16 protein-coding genes and 4 tRNA genes are annotated in these 20,202 nt (G+C 54.5%); 9 read left to right on the top strand and 11 right to left on the bottom strand.

Annotated elements, in window-relative coordinates; translation table 11 throughout:
- Positions 1-312: 312 nt before the first annotated feature.
- The 3 genes from PspTeo4_RS17700 to PspTeo4_RS17690 all read left to right on the top strand — a co-directional run bounded on the left by PspTeo4_RS17700 (position 313) and on the right by PspTeo4_RS17690 (position 551).
- Positions 313-388, top strand: a tRNA-Asn gene (locus PspTeo4_RS17700).
- A 4-nt stretch (positions 389-392) separates the two neighbouring features.
- A tRNA-Pro gene (locus PspTeo4_RS17695) sits at positions 393-469 on the top strand.
- Between the two features lie 6 nt (positions 470-475).
- Positions 476-551, top strand: a tRNA-Lys gene (locus tag PspTeo4_RS17690).
- A 231-nt stretch (positions 552-782) separates the two neighbouring features.
- Here PspTeo4_RS17690 and PspTeo4_RS17685 read toward each other — a convergent pair.
- The 3 genes from PspTeo4_RS17685 to PspTeo4_RS17675 all read right to left on the bottom strand — a co-directional run bounded on the left by PspTeo4_RS17685 (position 783) and on the right by PspTeo4_RS17675 (position 3,099).
- The gene (locus PspTeo4_RS17685; RefSeq protein ID WP_322365215.1) at positions 783-2,078 is read right to left on the bottom strand and encodes an NAD(P)/FAD-dependent oxidoreductase; all 1,296 of its coding nucleotides are present in this window, start codon (positions 2,076-2,078) and stop codon (positions 783-785) included.
- Positions 2,079-2,162: 84 nt separating this feature from the next.
- Positions 2,163-2,336, bottom strand: a complete 174-nt coding sequence (locus tag PspTeo4_RS17680; RefSeq protein ID WP_012316344.1) for a DUF3094 domain-containing protein — start codon at positions 2,334-2,336, stop codon at positions 2,163-2,165.
- A gap of 133 nt (positions 2,337-2,469) precedes the next feature.
- Positions 2,470-3,099, bottom strand: coding sequence for a DUF1780 domain-containing protein (locus PspTeo4_RS17675; protein ID WP_322365213.1), 630 nt, complete (start codon positions 3,097-3,099; stop codon positions 2,470-2,472).
- Between the two features lie 105 nt (positions 3,100-3,204).
- On the opposite strand from PspTeo4_RS17675, the gene PspTeo4_RS17670 reads away from it, so the two are divergent.
- On the top strand, positions 3,205-3,888 hold the full coding sequence (locus PspTeo4_RS17670; RefSeq protein WP_322365211.1) for an energy-coupling factor ABC transporter permease: 684 nt from the start codon (positions 3,205-3,207) through the stop codon (positions 3,886-3,888).
- A 197-nt stretch (positions 3,889-4,085) separates the two neighbouring features.
- Here PspTeo4_RS17670 and yacG read toward each other — a convergent pair whose 3' ends face one another.
- From yacG to PspTeo4_RS17650, 4 genes are read right to left on the bottom strand one after another with little or no spacing between them, the layout of a single operon-like run.
- On the bottom strand, positions 4,086-4,286 hold the full coding sequence (yacG, locus tag PspTeo4_RS17665) for a DNA gyrase inhibitor YacG (protein WP_114169548.1): 201 nt from the start codon (positions 4,284-4,286) through the stop codon (positions 4,086-4,088).
- Positions 4,283-4,906, bottom strand: a complete 624-nt coding sequence (gene coaE / locus PspTeo4_RS17660) for a dephospho-CoA kinase (RefSeq protein WP_322365208.1) — start codon at positions 4,904-4,906, stop codon at positions 4,283-4,285. Before coaE ends, yacG begins: the two co-directional genes overlap by 4 nt.
- Complete coding sequence (locus tag PspTeo4_RS17655; RefSeq protein ID WP_322365206.1) at positions 4,906-5,772, bottom strand: A24 family peptidase; 867 nt, start codon at positions 5,770-5,772, stop codon at positions 4,906-4,908. The genes coaE and PspTeo4_RS17655 overlap by 1 nt, the downstream gene beginning before the upstream one ends.
- 2 nt (positions 5,773-5,774) lie before the next feature.
- Complete coding sequence (locus PspTeo4_RS17650) at positions 5,775-6,983, bottom strand: type II secretion system F family protein (RefSeq protein ID WP_322365204.1); 1,209 nt, start codon at positions 6,981-6,983, stop codon at positions 5,775-5,777.
- A gap of 215 nt (positions 6,984-7,198) precedes the next feature.
- Between PspTeo4_RS17650 and PspTeo4_RS17645 the strand changes: the two genes are divergently transcribed.
- Together PspTeo4_RS17645 and PspTeo4_RS17640 are read left to right on the top strand one after the other, a co-directional pair.
- Positions 7,199-7,609, top strand: coding sequence for a pilin (locus tag PspTeo4_RS17645; protein WP_322365203.1), 411 nt, complete (start codon positions 7,199-7,201; stop codon positions 7,607-7,609).
- A 71-nt stretch (positions 7,610-7,680) separates the two neighbouring features.
- A tRNA-Thr gene (locus tag PspTeo4_RS17640) sits at positions 7,681-7,756 on the top strand.
- Between the two features lie 431 nt (positions 7,757-8,187).
- Here PspTeo4_RS17640 and PspTeo4_RS17635 read toward each other — a convergent pair.
- Together PspTeo4_RS17635 and PspTeo4_RS17630 are read right to left on the bottom strand one after the other, a co-directional pair.
- Complete coding sequence (locus PspTeo4_RS17635; RefSeq protein ID WP_322365201.1) at positions 8,188-8,391, bottom strand: hypothetical protein; 204 nt, start codon at positions 8,389-8,391, stop codon at positions 8,188-8,190.
- A 671-nt stretch (positions 8,392-9,062) separates the two neighbouring features.
- On the bottom strand, positions 9,063-9,281 hold the full coding sequence (locus PspTeo4_RS17630; RefSeq protein WP_322365198.1) for a hypothetical protein: 219 nt from the start codon (positions 9,279-9,281) through the stop codon (positions 9,063-9,065).
- 1,553 nt (positions 9,282-10,834) lie between these two features.
- Between PspTeo4_RS17630 and PspTeo4_RS17625 the strand changes: the two genes are divergently transcribed.
- Positions 10,835-13,972 (top strand): HsdM family class I SAM-dependent methyltransferase, encoded by a 3,138-nt coding sequence (locus tag PspTeo4_RS17625; protein ID WP_322365197.1) that lies wholly within the window; start codon positions 10,835-10,837, stop codon positions 13,970-13,972.
- A gap of 65 nt (positions 13,973-14,037) precedes the next feature.
- Positions 14,038-14,634, top strand: coding sequence for a hypothetical protein (locus PspTeo4_RS17620; protein WP_322365195.1), 597 nt, complete (start codon positions 14,038-14,040; stop codon positions 14,632-14,634).
- 608 nt (positions 14,635-15,242) lie between these two features.
- On the opposite strand, the gene PspTeo4_RS17615 is transcribed toward PspTeo4_RS17620, so the two are convergent.
- On the bottom strand, positions 15,243-17,954 hold the full coding sequence (locus PspTeo4_RS17615) for a tetratricopeptide repeat protein (RefSeq protein WP_322365194.1): 2,712 nt from the start codon (positions 17,952-17,954) through the stop codon (positions 15,243-15,245).
- 44 nt (positions 17,955-17,998) lie between these two features.
- Complete coding sequence (gene tmk / locus PspTeo4_RS17610) at positions 17,999-18,631, bottom strand: dTMP kinase (RefSeq protein ID WP_322365193.1); 633 nt, start codon at positions 18,629-18,631, stop codon at positions 17,999-18,001.
- Positions 18,632-18,672: 41 nt separating this feature from the next.
- Here tmk and PspTeo4_RS17605 point away from each other — a divergent pair, with 41 nt between their 5' ends.
- Positions 18,673-20,052: a B12-binding domain-containing radical SAM protein gene (locus PspTeo4_RS17605; RefSeq protein WP_322365192.1), complete on the top strand. Its 1,380-nt coding sequence runs from the start codon at positions 18,673-18,675 to the stop codon at positions 20,050-20,052.
- The last annotated feature ends 150 nt before the right edge of the window (positions 20,053-20,202 follow it).

The following is a 20,202-nucleotide window of genomic DNA, read 5'->3' as shown; positions in this document are numbered from 1 at the left end:
CCCCGCTACGGCGGGGCTTTTTTATCCTGCAAATAAGTTTTTGAAAATTTTGAAATTTTTGCTTGCATCCTAAATCGAGTGCCCCTAATATACGCCGCGTTGTCAGCCACTAAGCGAATCACTAGCAACACCGGTGATCGCAAAACAACTTACAAATCAGTAAGTTGAATGAAAAAAAGGGGTTGACAAGCAAAACGAAGAATGTAGAATAGCCGGCCTCAGCAGCGACAAAGCGAAAGCGAAGAAGCTAAAGAGTTCGAAGCTAACACAGACTTCGAAGTAGCAAAGAAGTGAGTAGTACCGAAGTTCAGTTCCGCGATAGCTCAGTCGGTAGAGCAAATGACTGTTAATCATTGGGTCCCTGGTTCGAGTCCAGGTCGCGGAGCCAATCTCGGGGTGTAGCGCAGTCCGGTAGCGCGCCTGCTTTGGGAGCAGGATGTCAGGAGTTCGAATCCCCTCACCCCGACCATTTTCCGGGTCGTTAGCTCAGTTGGTAGAGCAGTTGGCTTTTAACCAATTGGTCGTAGGTTCGAATCCTACACGACCCACCATGTAAAAAGGGCATCTCAAATGAGATGCCCTTTTTCTTTTGCCTCGATTTTTCCAGATCACCCCGTGGGAGCTGGCGCAGCCTGCGATGGGCTGCAAAGCAGCCCTATTCAGGAAATATGCTAGGGCTACGCCCTAGATCGCAGGCTGCGCCAGCTCCCACGTGGTGACTTGCCTTTCATCCAGATTCATACAGGCAAAAAAAGGGCCGCTGATGCGGCCCTTTCATTCGGTCAGTGCAGCTTCAACCGCGGCTCGGTACCGCGACCAATCTTGCTGCCCAGCATCAACATCGCCGTGCGGAAGACTCCATACAGCGCCATCTGGTGCATCCGGTACAGCGACACATAGAACATCCGCGCCAGCCAGCCTTCCAGTTTCACGCTGCCCATCAGGTTACCCATCAGGTTGCCCACCGCCGAGAACCGCGACAGCGACACCAGCGAGCCGTAATCCTTGTACGCATAAGTCAGCAGCGGCTTGTTCTCCAGGCGCGCCTTCAGGCTCTTGGCAAGCGTCGAAGCCTGCTGGTGCGCGGCCTGGGCCCGTGGCGGCACGTTGCGGTCGCTGCCCGGTTGCGGGCAGGCGGCGCAATCGCCGAAGGCGAAGATGTTGTCGTCACGGGTAGTCTGCAGGGTGGGGCGCACCACCAGCTGGTTGATACGGTTGGTTTCCAGGCCATCGATGTCCTTGAGGAAGCCCGGCGCACGGATACCTGCAGCCCACACCTTCAAGCTGGCCTGGATCACTTCACCGTCTTTGGTCTTCAGGCCCTCGGCGGTCACTTCGCTGACCGCAGCATTGGTCATCACCTTCACCCCGAGTTTTTCCAGGGTCTTGTGTACCGGCACGCTGATGCGCTCAGGCAGTGCCGGCAGCACCCGTGGGCCGGCCTCGATCAGGGTGATGTGCATGTCCTTGGGCTGGATGCGGTCCAGGCCGTAGGCCGCCAGTTCGTGGGCAGCGTGGTGCAGCTCGGCGGCCAGTTCCACGCCGGTGGCACCGGCACCGACGATGGCCACGCTGATTTTCTCGCTCGCCACATCACCAGCGTGGGCACGCAGGTAGTGGTTGAGCAACTGCTGGTGGAAGCGCTCGGCCTGCTTGCGGGTGTCCAGGAACAGGCAGTGCTGCGCCGCACCCAAGGTACCGAAGTCGTTGGTGTTGCTGCCCACGGCGATGACCAGGGTGTCGTAGCCCAGGGTGCGCGCAGGCAGCAGCTCGCGACCCTCTTCATCGAGGGTTGCGGCCAGTTGGATCTGCTTGCCTTCACGGTCCAGACCGCTCATGCGCCCCAGCTGGAAGTTGAAGTGGTTCCACTTGGCCTGGGCCACGTAGTTCAGCTCGTCTTCCGAGGAGTTCAGCGAGCCGGCGGCCACTTCGTGCAACAGCGGCTTCCAGATGTGCGTGAGGTTGGCGTCGACCAGGGTGATTTCGGCCTGCTTGCGCTTGCCCAGGCTTTTACCCAGGCGGGTCGCCAGTTCCAGGCCGCCGGCGCCGCCGCCGACAATCACGATGCGATGAGTCATGGGGATATCTCATAAGGTTTACGGAATGCTTGGCCCTGGGGGCCGGCCGCAAACAGCGTGAGGGGAGGGCGAGCGCGAAGCAGCTCATAGCACCAGTCCACTCAACAGGCGGCTAATGAGGCCCAGCCCGATGGTCACGGCCACCACCAGAACAAGGAGCAGCCACGGCCTGAAAGGCTTGCGCTCGACTTGGTGCTGGGGGGCTCGCAGATACTCATCGACACGACGCTGATCTTCCGGATTCAGTCGGCTGGTCATGGTGGGCCTCGTCAGATAGACGTTTGTGACTGCGCAAACGCTACAGCGTTCACGCAAGCGCTTGGAAACAAATGATAATGCTTTCTATCTCTGGCGCCGAGTGTACGCCATTGCAAAGACTCTCGGCACTGGATCAAAGACTGATTCCGACATCGAACACGATGCTGCGCCCCAGGTTGCCGCGCAGGAAGTCCGGCGCATCGGGGTGGGCGAACAGCACCCGGGCGAACGTCGGCCCGACCAGCGACAACGAACGCCAGCCCTGGCGCAGGTATTCGGTGGGCGGCGGAAAATGGGTGTTGAGGTCGAGCACTTCGCGCTTGAGGCTGGAGAAGGCGATGATATCCAGCTCGCTCAGGTCCAGCCCGCGTTCGCGGTAGTTGTGTGACTTCTTGCGCAAGGTGGGGGCCAGCCGTGCGAGCAGCTCGGCGGCGCTGATTCGCCGTGGCCGTGCTTCGCGCCGCACCAGTTGGGCCAGGGAAAAGGCGCTTCGCCGGCGTTGCAGTTCTTCACGCCATTCGTCATTGAGCCGCCGCCCTTCATCGAGCACGAAAAACACCTCGAATGCCGCATCGCGAAACAATACATCCGGCGGCTCCTGGCCGGCGGGGGTGAAGTCTTCGCTGCGGTAGGGAATATTCAGGCCTTGCAGCAGACGCTGGCAGACCCAACGCTCGCGCTCCCATTTGCGGGCATTGGACAGGAATGCATTGGCTTGTTCGGCCTGGATGGTAAGCAGGCGCAGGTAGTCTGAGTCATCCATGTGAACTAGCTTAGTCGGCAATTGTGAACGGTAAGAGCTTGTTTGCCCGTGGGAAACGTCGCCAGGGTATAGACTCGGGGTATCTGAAACGGGAGCGAGCTTGAGTTGATCAGCGCACAGGTCCTGTCTTCCACCAGTATGACCGTGGGTTGGCTGGCGTATGTACCGCTATTGATATGGGCGGCGACGCGTACGCGCTGGGTGGAATTGTTCACCGACAGCCGCCGCCAGCACCTGCTGTTTGGCACGGTCTTTTGCCTGTTCGCGCTTTGGCTGGTGAGGCGCGACTTCGATACCGGCGTGTCTTACCACTTTATCGGCATGACAGCTGTAACGCTGCTGCTGGACTGGCCACTGGCGATTCTCGGCGGCTTCCTGGCCCAGCTCGGGTTGCTGGCGCTTGGCCGGCAGGACTTGGCGGCCTTGGGGGTCAATGGCTTGTTGCTGATCGGCCTGCCTGTGCTGATTACCGAAGTGTGCGCGATTCTGGTCGAGCGGGCGCAGCCGCGTAACCTGTTCGTGTACATCTTCTGTTCAGGTTTTTTTCCGGCGGCGCTGACGGTACTGGCCTGCTTGCTGGCAGGGTTGGGTCTGCTGTGGCTGGATGGGCGTTTTGCCATGCCGGAATGGCTAAGCGATTTCGTGGGCTACCTGTGGCTGATGATGTTCCCGGAGGCTTTCATCAACGGCATGGTGGTCAGCGCTTTGGTGGTGTTCTGCCCGGAATGGCTGGAGACGTTCAACCGTACCCGTTATTTGCAGGCGCCGTGGAAGGATGATGAGCGGTGAGTGTAGGTTTTGCCTGTACCGGCCTCATCGCCGGCAAGCCGGCTCCTACAGGGATCGCGCAGCTTTTTAGAAACTGAGCAAGACAGTTGCTCCCACATGGACCGCGATGACCTCGAAATTACCGCAGTACCTGTAGGAGCCGGCTTGCCGGCGATGAGGCCGGTACAGGCAACACAAGATCACCGCACAGCCCCAAATCAGTGCCGAGGCTCAAGGTCCCCGGAATACAGCTCATCCTCCGACTCATCCGCCCCAGGAATCTTGTGTTCTTCCGCCGCCCAGGCGCCCAGGTCGATCAATTTGCAGCGATCCGAGCAAAACGGCCGGAACGGGCTTTTTTCGTTCCATTCCACAGGTGCGCCACAGGTCGGGCAATCGACGGTCAATGGCTGGCTCATGGCTGGCCTCCTCGTAAAGTCAGGTAAAAGTGGTGCAGGCGGTCGATCTGCTCATGCAGTGCGCTCAAGTCGCGATCATTGACCACCACATCATCGGCATGGCGCAGGCGCTCTTCGCGGGCCAGCTGGGCCTTCAGAATGGCCTGCACCTGCTCGGTGCTGGTGTTGTCCCGTTTCAACGTGCGCTCCACCTGCAGCGCTTGCGGCGCATCGATCACCAGTACACGTTGGGTTTTCTGGTGCTGGCCAGACTCGATCAGCAGCGGCGAAACATACACTGCATAGGGCGACTCGGCCTTGGCCAGGTAGCTGAAGATCTCCTGCCCGATCAACGGGTGCAGCAGTTGTTCCAGCCACTTGCGCTGGGCCGGGTCGGCAAAGATCAGCTGGCGCAGGGCCGCACGATCAAGCTGGCCGTCTTCCTGCAGCACACCAGGGCCGAAACGCTCGACGATGCTGGCCAGGGCAGGGCGGCCGGGTTCGACCACCCAACGCGCAGCCTGGTCCGCGTCGACCAGGTGCACGCCCAGTTCGACAAAACGTTCGGCAGCCGCACTTTTGCCGCTACCGATACCGCCGGTCAGGCCAAGAATCCAGGGGGTGAAGGCCGCAGTGGTCATCAGAATCCCAGTAGTTGCACATAAGAGGTGTATATTTCATCACCCCAGAGCATCGCAATCCACCCTGCAATGGCCAGATAAGGGCCAAACGGCAACGGCGTGCCGATAGATTGCCTACGCAGGCGCACCAGGCAGAGGCCTATCACTGCACCGAGCACCGATGACAGCAGCAAGGTCATCGGCAATACCTGCCAGCCGCCCCAGGCCCCGATCAGTGCCAGCAGTTTGAAGTCGCCATAGCCCATGCCTTCCTTGCCGGTCACCAGCTTGAAAACCCAATAAACGCTCCACAGACTGAGATAGCCGGCAATTGCCCCCCACAGCGCGCTGGGCAGAGGCACGAAGTTTGTAAAGGCGTTGGCGATCAGGCCCAGCCAGAGCATCGGTAGCACCAGCACATCCGGCAGCAACTGGTGTTCGATGTCGATCAGGCTCAAGGCCAGCAGGCACCAGGTGAGCAGCAGTAGCAACAGGATCTGCATGCCGGTGCCGCCATGCCAGGCCACCACCAGCGACACAGCCGCACACGCCAACTCCACCAGTGGATAACGTGGGCTGATACGGCACTTGCACGCCGAGCAACGCCCGCGCAGGGCCAGGTAGCTCAGCACCGGGATGTTCTCCCAGGCGCGAATCTGATGCCCGCAATTCGGGCAGCGCGATGCGGGCAGGCACAGGTCGAAGCGCTCATGTTCGCAGGTCGGCTGTCCCAGCACCTCCTGGGCCTCACGCTGCCATTGGCGCTCGAGCATGATCGGCAAGCGGTGCACCAGCACATTCAGAAAGCTGCCGACCAGCAGCCCCAGCAAGGCTGTCAAAGTCATGAGGTAAGCCGGCTGCGCAGCCAGGAAAGTCCATAAAGTCATGTTCAGATCAAACTACCCAACTGGAAAATCGGCAGGTACATGGCTACCACCAGGCCGCCAACCAGCACGCCCAGGACCAGCACGATGGCCGGCTCCAACAGGCTGGTCAACTGGTCCAGCGCCTGGCTGACCTGTTCTTCGTAGTGGCTGGCGGCTTTTTCCAGCATCAGGTCCAGCGTACCGCTGGACTCGCCGATGGCCACAAGCTGCACCAGCAACGGTGGAAACAGCGGTTCACTGGCCATCGCCTGATGCAGCCCTTGCCCATTGGCCATGCCTTGTCGCAACCGCAGAATGGCCTGCTCGTGCATATCGTCGCCGCTCACCTTCGCCACCGTCGCCAGCGCATCCAGCAGCGCAACCCCCGCAGCATAGGCCGTGGCCAGGCTACGTGCGAAGCGCGCCAGTGCAGCGTGCCCCAGGAGTTTGCCAAACACCGGTAGACGCAGCGCGTATCGGGTTATCCACAACCGCACCGATGCGCGTTGCTGATAGAGCCGGTGCATGCCGAACGCCAGGATTATCCCACCGATCGACAGCCCCGGCGCATAGCGCCCCAGTGCTGTGGATAAATCGATGACCCATTGAGTAAAAGCCGGCAACTCAGCATTGAAGCCTGCAAACAGGTTCTGGAAACGGGGAATCACCTCAAGCAACAGCAGCGCCGAAACCCCAAGCCCAGTCAGTAGCAATAACAGTGGGTAAAGCATGGCCTTGCGCACCCTTTTGCGCAGTGTCTGGCGCTGCTCCAGCATGCCGGCCAGTTGCTCCAGCTGCCGGTCGAGGGTGCCGGAGTGCTCCCCCACCCGCACCAGGTTGCAGTACAACGAATCGAACCAGGCCGGGTGGCGCTGCAACGCATCGGCCAGCCCCAAACCCGAAGCCACATCCTGTTTCAACCGCGCAAGCAACGCCGCTTGCCCTGCACTGCAGCCACTGCGCCCCATCACCTCGAACGCCTGCAGCAACGGCACACCTGCCTTGAGCAACGTCGCCAATTGCCGGCTGAAACCCGGGGCATCGGTTTTTTCACGGGCTTTCGGCCATTGCCAACCCGGCGAGCCTGCCCGTTGTACACGCACAACGCGGATGCCCCTGCGCAGCAAGCCTGCACGCACATAGGCAGGGCTGCGCCCGGCGGTTTTGCCACTGACAGGCGTGCCGTCGGCATGGGTGCCATGCCAGGTGTAGAGGTGAGTCGATGGGGTCATGAACAGTCCTTTGATGCCTGTGCGACAAGCTTCGAAACAGCTTGCCGAGTCCATTGTCGGGCGCGCCTCCCTGATGCTCACTAGAGTAGTTCAGCGAACATGACGCCCAGACGGGCAGGGGTGACAAAAGGTGTCTGATCAGGCCTACTGCGCCGCTGTCAGCCTGGGGTCGAGAGTGACCTCAACGAGTACGCGTACTAAAAAGGAAGATGTTCATGAAAGGGCAACGAGGTATCACCCTGATCGAACTGATGATCGTCGTGGCGATCATTGGCATCCTGGCGACAATCGCCATCCCGATGTACACCAACCACCAGTCCCGCACCAAGGCGGCGGCAGGCTTGCTGGAGATTTCAGCGCTGAAGACCGCGATGGACCTGCGCTTGAACGAAGGCAAGGATGTGTCTGATGTGGCTGCGCTTGGGGGCCAACCTGCGACTTCGAATTGCGCGATCACGGTGAGCGGCAAGGCCGCCGACGGCAGCGGCACCATTGAATGCACCCTGGTGGATGCGCCGGCCAATGTGATGGGCAAGGCCATTACCCTGACGCGTTCGGCGACGGGGTGGAGCTGTGTGACCAACATCGAGGAAGACCTGGCGCCGAAAGGTTGCAAGGCGCCTTGAGGGTAGGGCAATAAGTCAGGGGAAACAGGGGTTTGCGTAACGGGTGCGAGCAGTGGTACGTTGCGCTACACGCCGGTGTAGCTCAGTCGGTAGAGCAGCGCACTCGTAACGCGAAGGTCGCAGGTTCGATTCCTGTCTCCGGCACCAGACATAAAGGCTTGCAGCGATGCAGGCCTTTTTTGTTTCCATGCCTCGAAAACGTGACGGCCCCAGTCTCTGCTGTAACAAATTGCCGAAAACAGCTGGTTTGACCTTTCAGGGCAAATCTTCGAGAATGATCCCCGAGGACTGCAAACGCGCATTTTCGGGCATGGCTTGCCAGTAATTGGCCCCCCGAATCTGGCAGCAGTGAAACTGGCACTCACTGACGTAGGGACAGTCGATAGGCCCCACCATACGGCCGATGATTCGACTGGGTTCTGAACTTAAGGATCATGGATCCGGAAACTAAAGAATCGCTGCGACTACAGCCTCAGTAACATCCGAAGGCGACCCCGCAAGGGTCGCCTTTTCTTTTGCCCAATCGATCTTAATTTCACCGACTTTGGTTCCCCGTGGAGTGGGCTGAGGTGTCCAGGTCACCACTGAGTAGTGGAAGCCGAGCACCCGATCGCCCTCGCGTGGTGAAAATGCTGGCCGACTTTGACGTAAACCTTACCCTCGGCAAGGTTGATGTTCATGGCCGTAATCGGCGGGATCACACCAAAAACGCTGCCGCCTGTGGGGTGGTCCACCAGGTCGGCGGGTTTCATCTTGAAAATGGGGGATGGTGTGGTAACCACGGCAGCTCCTTTGCTGGCCGCTATGGTAAGAAAATTTGCGGAATGCTTTCCTTGGAGAACGTTTGCCGCGTGTTTCCCTTGGGCCAAGGAGGACTTGGATCCGTGGGTTGAGGCTGGGGAAAAGTCTGCGTGGCGAGGGGGAGCATCTGGTATTGCGGCAAGGCTGTGGATACCCGTTTGCACTCATAGCTCGTGCGCTCGTTGCCCAGGGCAATCCATCTAGTCCAGCCGAACTGGGAAAACCTGGGTATCTGATATTTCAGAAATTGCACCGTGCCTGTTTGAGCCACTGCCTTGCTCAGCATCTAAAGGCTGGCGCAATCCCAGTGGTAGCCACTGCCTTGCTCAACATCTAAAGGTTAGCGCGGTACCTGTGGGAGCGGGCTTGCCCGCGAACACGGGCGAAGCCCGTGCCATCCAGCACGTGACCCCGCTTAAGGGGATTTCCTTCTGGAACGGTGGGCTGCCATGAAGGCAGTTTGTGCTTTCCAAACGCGATTATGGGCCTGCCACCCCAAGCCAAAGGATGTCGTGCGTTGCATTCAGGCTTGCCATGGAACATCTCGGAAAACACGGGGTAGGCGAGTGCTATTTCGCCGCGAGCGTGCATGCACCATATAAAGCCAAGCCCTCAAAGCAGGGCGACACACATTCGGCATCGCCCCATTTCTTCAGCCCTTATTAGCGTTGAGCTTGCGCAGCTCTTCATAGGTGGCCGACTGGACAAACCAGAAGCCCGAAACGATGCACCAACTCAAGGTACCCACTACGAAAATCCCCAGGGCTGGCAGGAAGCCGCTGGTGAACATGGCGACGAAGGCGAAAAGCCAGATCACGGCCAGGGAGACGTAGAGGACGGTATTGTTGACGCTGATGACGAAGTCTTTCACAGGGCTTATTCCTTGCGGCTGTTGATAATTACCCCTCCTGGGGTGCGGGAATGCTATCACATGGCCTTCATTGAGGGGCGGAGGAAGCCACCGCGCCATCAGTGGATAACTGCCCCGGAAGTCTTATGGAGTAGTGAATTGCTGCCCCTTATCGGGGTTGTCCACAGGGGTAGAGTTGGCTGTGCAAGCGCTGTCGAAGACAGCACCCCAGGTGGCCCGAACCTTCAAGGCCACGCCGCTCCCGCGGTGGTTCTCCCCAAGGGCGATTAGCATCCGGCAGCTCGCCCGGTCACTTCCCCGGTGATGGATGCTCTTACACATATGGCCCTCGTGCGCCAGACACACCGTACCTCGCTGCCCTGCAGCAACCTATCCGCTTGGCCGACTATTGCGCCAACCTGTGCCCGTCTCTTTCTGTGGAAAGAGACGGGCACTTCTACCACTGCTTCAGCCCTGATCGCACATGGCTTTGCGGCATTCCCCCTCGTGACAATTGGCGTGACAAACGCCGATGTCACCAGCAATAGCCTTGTAGATGATGGTGCCACAGACCACGGAATGGACTGCACCTGACTGACAGTCAGGCATGCCCCGGTCATCGCATTGCTGCTTGCACTTGGCTCAGGATCTCGCGGCACTGGTCTCGTCAGCCAATGCAGCCTCCACCCGCCCACCGGTAACGGTGCTCAGGAGGCCAGATCATGAGATGCCCTTGCTCCCGGTCGTAAGGAGCCGCCAGTCCCGCGTAGAGGACATTCCCCACAGGTCGCAGGGGCCTTGATCCCTGATAACACTCGGCATTCTTGGCGGGATGACGTGGGGCGAGGATCGTAGAACGGCAGATGAGGTGACCGACATGGCATTGGTGGCGGGTAAGCGCGATGGCCGTAATTGCGGCTATGACAGGCTCATGGTTACGCAGGGCCGCAAGCGCTAGGTTTCATTGGGCTGCACGAGGAAACGGTACAGTACGCGAAAGCACAGGGCAATCAGTACGTTAGCGAACGGTAGGTTACAGGTGAGTACCTTCGTGCTGTACCGCTAGTGTACCTATTTTCGAGGTACATCAGCCCGGCTTGAGGTCGGTGTTAACGTTGTTCGGCTCAGGTCCTGCGTTCCAACCCTCGACCGGCTGCGGCAGCAGAGCTGCCTTGGTCTCAGGTTATGTGAATTGGGGCTCCACCTATCGCTATCGTTGCAAAAACACAGACTTTTATGTGTGGATGTCATAAAATTCTGTGTATTCCTCTGGTCGCCGCTATAGCAATGACATACGCTGATTTTTTAACCGAGCTGGGAAGAGCGGGCCTTACCGTACGGGCCTTTGCCGACCTGGTAGGGATGAACAGGAACTCGGTCTCTAATTACGCCAAAACTGGCGTTGTCCCGAGTCATTTGGCTGTCATCGCTGCGTTGATCGCTGAGATGAATGTATGCGGTATTGCCTACCACTCGGTTATAGAACGAATAGAAATGACACCCAAAAAGCATCGCGGAACCGCTAAGCCAGGACGTTTTGGCGGGGAGCGCCAAGGACGCTTGGAGCTAGGATCGTGAAGGACGCGACGCCCATATCACTTGCGAAGGCTCACGCCATCCTCGGTTGGCCAGAACCGAAAAATGTCACGCACCCTAGCGGAGCTGGGGCTGCGATCTTTGCAGACCTCGCACGCGAAAAAATTGGTCGAGCGCTGGTTCATTTTACTGACGGCCAGCAGGCGTACGTCGGTGTGCTATCTCCCGATGTACATTCCTCTACAACCGAACCACCCATTGCGATCGTTGTTGAGTTTGCAAGCGTGGCTAGTGAAAGAACTCTCAGAGAACTCCACCGTCTTAGTTGGAACTTTTCGCATAGCCCGATTCTTATAACGCTAGAGCCGAATCTTCTGCGTGTATGGAGCTGTTGCGAGGCACCGGATCCAGGTAAGTCAATTTCAGAGTTTCTTGTCCATCAGTTGATGTCCGAGGATCTAGACGATGGCGAGGCTTTAGAAAATAACGCGGCTCGTGCTCTGCACTGGATTAACTTGGTTTCTGGAGAGTTCTTCTCGCAATACCCTGATCGTTTTGACCGTGATGGTAGAGCGGATCAGATGCTTCTTGGCAATCTCCGCTATATTCGTGGTGAGTTAGCTAAGTCCGGGCTTGTGGATGATGACGTCTGCCATGATTTGTTGGCTAGAATAATTTTTGTACAATTTCTTTTTGACAGAAAAGACTCTGATGGCGCAGCCGCACTGACTCCGGCAAAGTTAGGGCGACTTCATGCAGATGGGATCTTGGCGAAGACTCATGCAAGCTTTGATAGTGTTCTTTCAGATTATCATGATACCTATAGCCTGTTTGATTGGTTGAACGTCAGGTTTAATGGTGACCTCTTCCCAGGTAAGGGTGATACTGCACAGCGTCGCGCTCAAGGATGGGCGAAAGAAAAGGGTGCTGTAAGTAGTGAGCATCTTGCAATTCTTGCTGAGTTTATACGTGGTGATGTGGATATGCCTTCTGGGCAGGGATGTTTATGGCCGCAGTATTCCTTTGATGTTATTCCTTTAGAGTTCATTAGTAGCATCTACGAAACATTTGTTACAGAGCGTGCCGCTGCTGATGGGATATTCTACACTCCACCTCATCTCGTAGACTTTGTTCTTGATAGGGTTCTACCGTGGGGAGGGAAAGAGTGGGACTTAAAGGTAATAGACCCTGCGTGCGGGTCTGGTATTTTTCTCGTCAAGGCATTTCAACGGCTAGTGCACCGTTGGAAACTTTCCAATCCGAATCAAGTTGTTCGGGCGGAGGTATTGCGCAGGATTTTGGATCGTAACATATTTGGTGTAGATAAAGATCCACATGCTGTACGTGTAGCATGTTTTAGTCTATATCTGGCTATGTGCGATGAGATCGAGCCAAGGCATTATTGGACGCAAGTTGTATTTCCAAGTATGCGAGGTAAGCGACTAATTTGCTCGGATTTTTTCGAGGAGACGCTGCCTGGTTTCAGTACCGAGCACGACCTCGGGTCATACGATTTAGTCGTTGGTAATGCTCCGTGGGGTGAAAACTTAGTAACCAATTCTGCTATTGAATGGGCAAAAAATTCACGTCCCGCTTGGACTGTCGCTAATAGGGATATAGGCGGTTTGTTCTTGGCTAAAGCTGCAATGATGCTGAGAGAAAGTAGCGGCGTTATTGCGATGATTCAATCAGCAAGCGCATTGCTTTTTAACGGGTCTAGAGCTGCGGGATTCCGAAAGGAACTTTTCTTAAGGCACCGCGTTGAGGCTATTTATAATCTTTCGGCTTTGAGGTTTACGGTCTTTAAGAGGAAGTCGCATACAACCAAGACGTCTGTTTCACCGTCGTGCGTAGTAATTATGCGGGCTCGAAAGCCAGAGCTCGACGAGCGTATTTCTTATGTTAGTCCTAAGCATTTAAAACCTCTGGTTGATGAGTTTACTATAGTTGTAGAGCCGCAAGATTGCCGCTGGGTTACGGTTCGAGAAGCTATATCTGACGATCTTGTCTGGATATCTTTGATGTGGGGTGGAAGTAGAGACAGGATTCTTCTGAAAAAACTGCAGAAGCAAGCAAGTCTTTATTCTGAATCTTTGAGTCGCGATGTAAAGATTAGGCAGGGTGTGATCTACGGTGATAGATCTAGACCGGAGCCTGGCTTGAACGGACGCCCCCTGTTTGAGGGACGGTCGTTCCCGGAAGGATCGCTGCTTACTATTGATGTAGACTCTCTACCTAAAGTAACTGATGTCTCGGTTCATTCTAAAGATTCTTCTGATTTTAGCGCATTTGCCTGGCCGCAACTTATAATTAAGAAAGGGTGGCAGAAAGCAGTATCAAGATTTCAGGCCAGATTGGCTTCGTCATCTATGAAGAACGCTGCAATATTCAATGATAGTTATGTAAGTATTCATGCCGATTCAGATATCCTGGAGCGGGCCTTGATTGCATTGAATAGTATGGTTGCGGTCTACTTTCTACAGTTAACTAGCGGTCGAATTGCAGCCTACCGTCCTGCTGCTTTGGTTAATGAGCTGCTTAGGGTTCCGCTACCTCCTTCTTCGAGCACGCTGGGAGATATTTCTTCTTTTGAGGAAATTGATCATGTTGCATTCAAGGCTTATCGCTTAAAAGATGCAGAAAGAGTATTGGTTGAAGATATGTTCAACTACACTCTTGCAGATTTTAGGGGCGATGAGCGCTCGGCGGGCAGGCAGGTTACCAGTGGAAATTATGGTGAGCAGATGTTGCGGGAATACTGCCAGTATTTTACTCGCGTTATAAGGGCGGGTTTTGGTGATGATAAGGCGGTAAAAGCAACTATTTTTAGGTGTGTGGGCTCACGGCCTTTGCCATATCGTCTGGTAGCATTCCAGCTTGGCGTCGAGTCGGACTCAGCGGTAGATGTCGTAGACATCGGAACTGTTGCCTTGCTAAGGGAGTTGGAGCGTATAGATTTTTCTCACCCGGAAGGTAAAACCAAAAGGCGTGGCATATATCATCAAAGAGTCGTAAAGGTATATGACTCCAGTAGTGGTGCGCCAACAGTGCTAATTTTGAAGCCGGATATAGCTCGATACTGGACGCGGAGTGCAGGACTGAACGATGCGGATGAAGTGGCTCTTGATCTTTTCCGCTGGGGGCAATCAGCTGTAAACATGGAGGTGAGTAAGTGACATCGGTGTGGCCCACTTCTAGCAATTCCCCAGATCCTACTTTCTCTGCATTGGCCTGCAGTTGGATGCCCGATCCTTCGGAGAAGCTTCTAGGGTTCATCTGGGAAGCTTATGACGAAATGGCTTCCAATCGTCCAGTGATTGAAACTAAAGACCTTGAGCGAAGCATCACGCAACTACTGGAGCAAAGAGTAGATGATGCCATGAGTGGAGATGAGCCATTCTATGTGCAACATGGCTCTTTTGAGCATGAGACGATGGCGGCTCCTCCCGCGCAGCCGCCGGCATATGATCTTGCTTTTGTTCTACGTGCTGATGAGCGTGTTATGTGGCCAATCGAGGCAAAGGTGCTTGAGACACCCGGTCGATTGGCTGATTATGCTAAGGATGTAAATGATGAGTTTTTGACTTGCCGTTATGCTCCATTTTCTGGCTCTGGCGCTATGTTGGGATATTTGTTAAGCGGAAGCACTGAAGATGCCCTTACTGGTATTGAAAAGAAGCTTGGTTGTACATTGCAGTCAGTAAATGGATATTCTGCAAGGCCACATCGAAAATCGACCCATACTCGGACTGTGCCTGCTGGCAAGAGCTATCCAATTAACTTTGACTGCCATCATCTTATTCTTGAGTACTTGGGTTTAAAACGCTCTTCGTCTTAACTGGCTAATAATTTTTACTTTGGAGTGCTGAAGGCTAGAGGGGCTGAGTTCGTCTTAGCGAACTCTACGTTACAGGTAAGAAACTTAGTACCGTACCGCTAGTACACCTAGGAGATCAGGCCGGAAAACCTTTGGCAGCTTTAGCAAAAGCGATTTATCATGCTCATTGCCCCGTTTCGGAGGTCCGAAAAAGCATTGGGTTCCCTGTGGTTATCTATATTTAGATCCTTTCAGCAAAGGTCGGAAGAATTTAAAAATCTCATGTTTTTCTAAGCCTCACAGTGATTATGCTGGGTTTATCAGCCAGGAGCCGCTAACTATGAAAACATGTACCGTCTTTGGGGATATGCAATCTGACAGCACCTCTGAACAGTATCCCACTATCAATCTTTGTAATGACTGCATTGAGCGGGATGCTCAAGCTGGCGAGGAGCACCAGATAGTGTGTCAAGGCGCCTATGATGTGTATTTTGGTTGCAGGTGTGAGTGGTGTGGAGTTTCACTTGAGGAGGAGGAGGAGGAGGGCAAGAGTAACGCTTAGTTTGTTTAGGCGACCGTCCGGTTCGTACGATCTCCACCTAAGCGAAACGAAGAACTTACTTTCAAAACTATGCGTTGCTAGTTTCAAATGAGGAAAATTGATTTAGGAGTCCGGGGTTGGTTGTGTGACTTCGACCTTCGGCTATGTCGCAAGTTGGGTCCTGGCCAAGCGCAATCTTAACTTTGACACGCTGCAAAAGGAAGCTACTACGGTATTTGATGTTGACGCCATTTGCTCCCTCAATAGACTCAGTGGCGAGGTTAAGGGCCTCATCTAGCTTGCCTAACTCAAGTTTCACCTGCGAGAGGTTATGAGCCAGCCATATCCGCCCACTCCCATCTTCGATGGACTCTAAAATATTTTCTGCATCTTCGTGGCGGCCAAGTTTATAAAGCGATTCTCCCCACTTGCGCTTCTGATAGGGATCTGGTGACTTCAGCGTCTCGAAAGCTTCTAGAACAAGGCTTAGCTCAGCAGCATTGACGTCCGATGCGAGCAGCATGATTTCTGCATAGCCACCGCGGCTTTGGTCATCGTCCAACATCAGAGGGGTTGGTTCGGGTAACTGCTCCAATACGCTTTTAACCCGTTCTGGTTCATGCCAGGTCAATGCACGAATGAAACTTGCGACGGAGTGATAACCTTGCGGTATCCCGATGGCGGCACTATATAGAGCCTGCTGTAGAAATAGCTCCTCATGTTGCTTGAGGAGTTCCCCTGCCCATGTTTGTCTCGCTCCATTAAGGGCATCGCCCAGTGCCATTAGCAGGGAAGGGGATACATTGTCGTTGTTCAGTTTTGCATCGATTATCTCTGAGGCATATCGTTGAGCTGTTTCATAGCCATCAGGGTGACGACCAAAAGATCTCAAAAGTTGAAGTTTTGCCTGATTCAGTGGGTAACTGGAAACTACCTCCAAGAATAAGCGCTTCGCCTCCTCGTACCTCATCAGGCTATGGAGAGTTTTCGCATGGTGATATTTGATTTCAGCAGCTTGGCGAATATCAAGGCCGGACATGGCCGCTAGGTCGTCATATGCTTCTAGGATTGTTCCAAGCCATGTTCTGGCCGTCGGTTCGCCTTTAGTTTGACGTAGATAGCGTTCTTTTGCTTCTATGGTCTCGAGAACCACTAAAATAGCTACCTCATTTTGTGAGGCGTCTAGCTGTCTGAGTCGACTTGCATCCTCAAGCGGATCAGACAGTAGTTCATGCTGAATTTCAGTGCCCTTCCAGACCATAGCTAAGGTGTAAAGGAAGGCTGGACGCCGATCACCACTTTTGACATTGCTAGCGATCTTCCCTTTAAGCTGAGATGCGATCAGTTGCAGCGCATGCCCATCCGTTCGGATTTGCTGGAGAATGAACTCTTCGAGTCTGTTATTGATTGTTCTCGCTTTTTCCTCGGTTAGCCAATTCAACGAGTTTAAGGCGGTAAAAACTATATCGTGAACACGGATTGATGCTTTGCTCTCGGGTGCAGTCAAACCATGACGCTCAAACGGTTTTAAACGCAGTGAACCGATAACATATTTGAAAAATTCACGATCGCAGTGGCTTTGGCCTGCCCACTGGAACATACACAACTCTTCTTCCAGAACTGGTTTCAGTCGGCCGAGAATGCAGTCGGCAAGCCGTGCACCGTTATGGGGCATATTGGCGACATTAGCGCAGTCGTTGGCGAGTTCGTCCCACGGCACCTCTTCGTGGGCGGCAGCATTCAGCATAACGAGGCTTAGCGGATGTCCGCCGACAGCGCTCCAAATCGTTTGAAACTCTTCCTCAGATGGGTGGGTGCTGAGGCCTTTGCCAACCAGTTCTCGAGCCTGCATCTCCTCCATGGGTGGCATAGGGAATGCTCCTTTTGAGGGGCTCTGCCGAGTGATCAGGATTCGCGAATCTGGCCCGCAAAGAGCAGCTAATTCCTCGATCTTCAGATCTGGGCGTGCATCATCTACGACTAAAAAGGTGCAGTTCTTCTTCAATAAACCGCTAACATTACGCTCGGCGCCGCCTCGCTTGACTGGTACTGAAGAGAGCCGCTCGACAGTGTCGATATCTCGGCCACTGACCCAAAATCTGTATTCAAAACGGTTTGCACTCCGCATTAGACATGCGGCGGCGGCTTGTGATTTACCAATACCACCAATGCCACTGATCTCAACACAGGCTGATGTTTCTAGCCGTTGATCGAGCTCTTCATCAACTTTCTCATTTCTAACGTAAAACTCGCTCAGTAGAGGCACTTTCAATGACGCAGGGTGATCATCTCGTATCTCGGCAAGGACAGGCAGATATTCCGCTAGGTCGTCGATTGCATCGTCACAGAGCATCAGCGTGTCAATGATAGCCTCCGCGATGGCGCGGCTGTCCATCAGATGGAGGTGTCGCTCAACCATGCGGCTCTCTTGCGAAGCTGAGTTCACCATTGCTTCGATAGCGCCTGTTTCCGCGCGCTGCGAGCTCAGCAAATAGATCTCTTCGGCGAGTGGCGCAAGCGCGAGGGTATGCTTGAGATCATCCCAGGGCTTTTTCATTGCACCGGAAAAGTATCCTTTTTGAATCGACGCCTCAACCACAATCCGACCATCTTCGGAGACAGCGTCCAAAGCGCCCCCAACTGGACTGCCGTTGACCGAAGAGCCACGTTGAACCAGTTTGACACCACACATCCGCTGAATCAGGATGACCCCGAAACGCTCGAAAGTTGAACCGGGTGCCAACATGCCTAGCGAATCAATCACACGCTGAATGAGTAGGTTACGGGTTTGCGGATTCATTAAAGACTCAGGTTATCAAATTTTACGCGATAGACTTTAGTTGCTCAGTGGTTTGCAGGAAAATCTCGCAGTACCAGTTCCACTATGCGCCAGATGTCGCGTGCAACCTCACCCGGTTGCTGGTTCGCGTCGATGATGTGGCAACGCCCCGGATTTTGGATTGCCACCTCTAATAGCCCGTTCCGGATGGCCGCGAAATCCCGCGTCGCTTCCGCCGGGTCGCTGATATCGTCATGGCGCTGGTCTCTCCGGGCTCCTGCGACCTCGAGCGGAAGGTCGAGGATGAATGTGAAGTCGGGGAGCGTAGTGCCTACAACAATGTCGGTGACTGATCGAAATAACTGATGAAGATCGGCATCGGACACTGCGACTTGGAATGCATAGGTTGAGTCAACGAAACGATCGGAGATGACCCACTGGCCCTTCGCTAATGCAGGTCGAATGACATTTTTCACGTGGTCATAACGTGCAGCGCTGACTAACAACAATTGCTCAGCAGGGGCGAGGTTTCGATCGGCATGCGTTAAGATCGCCCGAACCTCGCTACCCAAATGCCCTCCATCCGGCTCTTTTGTCTGTAGCACCGAGAGCCCTAGAGCTCTAAGATGGTCAACAAGTCGTTTAACTTGCTCGCTCTTCCCGCTACCGTCAATGCCCTCAATGCTTACAAATGGCATACGTATCCTTTCGCTGTAAAGTCAAGAGAAACTGGTGTTTAATGAAGCGTTCTAATACAGTGGTATTCGTATCCGCTGGCATGTTATCGCCCAAAAAACGCGACCATATGCTTGCTCGTCGACAGCTCTATCTTAATTACGGTGCATTATCTCTTGCAACGACCCTCGATACCATGGGGACTTCGACCTTCATGGTGCATGGTGAGCATCGCGAGCCCGCCGAGATTCTTAGGGCGCTGCTGGAAGAAGGGATCTTTCCGTCCAATTTCCCCATAATGCTATCCATCCCAAGCTTCTACGCCCTTCCTTGGGCTCAGATTTTTTGTAGGCTGGTACGTCGCTCTGACCCAGGGGCCAAAATTATTGTTGGTGGGCGATGGGTCGTTGGACCTGATCCTGACTGGTTACACGCGAAGCTGCCGGAAGCGGACCTTTTGGTCCCAGGCCTAGCAGAGCCACGAATAGCCAGCCTGCTTACTGAAGCACCTGACTTGCGGATCCTCTCTGCTCCGAAGCCAGATGTCGCCCTGAACCATACCTTGGTATCAGGCTTTGAGCGTTATCAACCGAGCATTGAAGCGTCACGTGGCTGTGGCATGGGGTGTGCTTTCTGCGAGGAGCGAGATATCCCACTTGAGAAGTTAGGTGCGGTGAATCACATGGCTAATGCGTTATCAGCAGTTTCTGATCAGTACGGGGGGCGTGAGATCCGGCCCTATTTTCAGTCATCAATGTTCGTCCCTAATGTGAAATGGGGTACTGGCCTTGCGAAGGCATTAAAGGCTGGCGGCCTCAATATCTCGTGGCGGACAGAAAGTCGTGTAGATGTGCTTACGCCTGAAACGATTGCTTGTCTTGCGGAAGCGGGGATGAAGGTGCTTGATCTGGGGCTCGAAACGGCCTCGCCAACACAAATCCTAAATATGCGTAAATCGAAGGATCCCGAGCGCTATATTCGCCGAGCATCTGTTTTGCTCGAAGCCTGTAGGGATAACGGCATATCCGCCAAAGTAAATGTCTTACTCTATGCCGGAGAAACGGCCACGACGCTTGAGGAAACGCGGTCTTTTCTTGATAATCATAAAGACTCGATTGCAGGAGTTTCGGTTGGTCCCGTTGTGGCGTATGGGCCGCCAATAGCCGCAAATGTACTCTTGCGAGAGTGGTCTGAGCTTGGTGCTGAAGTAGTTGACTCAACTAGTGCGTATGAAAGTGGTATCTCTGCGATTCATTTAAGTGATGATTTTGATGCAGGTTCAGCTGAGGCTGCAAGCCTAGAGCTGTCTCGACGCTATATGGATATGGATGCGTACTTCAAGTTAAAAAGTTTTTCCTATTACTCTCGTGACTATACGCGCGTTGACTTTGATCGCGATGTTGCGGCGAGTGACGTATCAAAGCTACCGTTTCGTGTTTCTTAAGCAAGTCACGGAAGGAGAGGTTTGGTTTGGCGACAAGAGCAGGCTCTCATGCGGGACGCGGGTTCCGATATCAGGATGCGGTTGCGGCAAGCCTTGCCGTGGAAAGCTTTGTTGGCCAGCTTGGGTACGGCAACGTCGTCCCTGAAGGGG

The organism is Pseudomonas sp. Teo4 (assembly GCF_034387475.1).
Classification (GTDB): domain Bacteria; phylum Pseudomonadota; class Gammaproteobacteria; order Pseudomonadales; family Pseudomonadaceae; genus Aquipseudomonas.
The sequence above is the reverse complement of the archived record's forward strand: the minus strand, read 5'-3'. Positions and strand labels throughout refer to the sequence as shown.

Coding starts and splice junctions, on each gene's coding strand:
- PspTeo4_RS17685 (WP_322365215.1), bottom strand. CDS start 2,078: ATGACTCATCGCATCGTGATTGTCGGCGGCGGCGCCGGCGGCCTGGAA.
- PspTeo4_RS17680 (WP_012316344.1), bottom strand. CDS start 2,336: ATGACCAGCCGACTGAATCCGGAAGATCAGCGTCGTGTCGATGAGTAT.
- PspTeo4_RS17675 (WP_322365213.1), bottom strand. CDS start 3,099: ATGGATGACTCAGACTACCTGCGCCTGCTTACCATCCAGGCCGAACAA.
- yacG (WP_114169548.1), bottom strand. CDS start 4,286: ATGAGCCAGCCATTGACCGTCGATTGCCCGACCTGTGGCGCACCTGTG.
- coaE (WP_322365208.1), bottom strand. CDS start 4,906: ATGACCACTGCGGCCTTCACCCCCTGGATTCTTGGCCTGACCGGCGGT.
- PspTeo4_RS17655 (WP_322365206.1), bottom strand. CDS start 5,772: ATGACTTTATGGACTTTCCTGGCTGCGCAGCCGGCTTACCTCATGACT.
- PspTeo4_RS17650 (WP_322365204.1), bottom strand. CDS start 6,983: ATGACCCCATCGACTCACCTCTACACCTGGCATGGCACCCATGCCGAC.
- PspTeo4_RS17645 (WP_322365203.1), top strand. CDS start 7,199: ATGAAAGGGCAACGAGGTATCACCCTGATCGAACTGATGATCGTCGTG.
- PspTeo4_RS17620 (WP_322365195.1), top strand. CDS start 14,038: ATGCCCGATCCTTCGGAGAAGCTTCTAGGGTTCATCTGGGAAGCTTAT.
- PspTeo4_RS17615 (WP_322365194.1), bottom strand. CDS start 17,954: ATGAATCCGCAAACCCGTAACCTACTCATTCAGCGTGTGATTGATTCG.
- tmk (WP_322365193.1), bottom strand. CDS start 18,631: ATGCCATTTGTAAGCATTGAGGGCATTGACGGTAGCGGGAAGAGCGAG.
- PspTeo4_RS17605 (WP_322365192.1), top strand. CDS start 18,673: ATGAAGCGTTCTAATACAGTGGTATTCGTATCCGCTGGCATGTTATCG.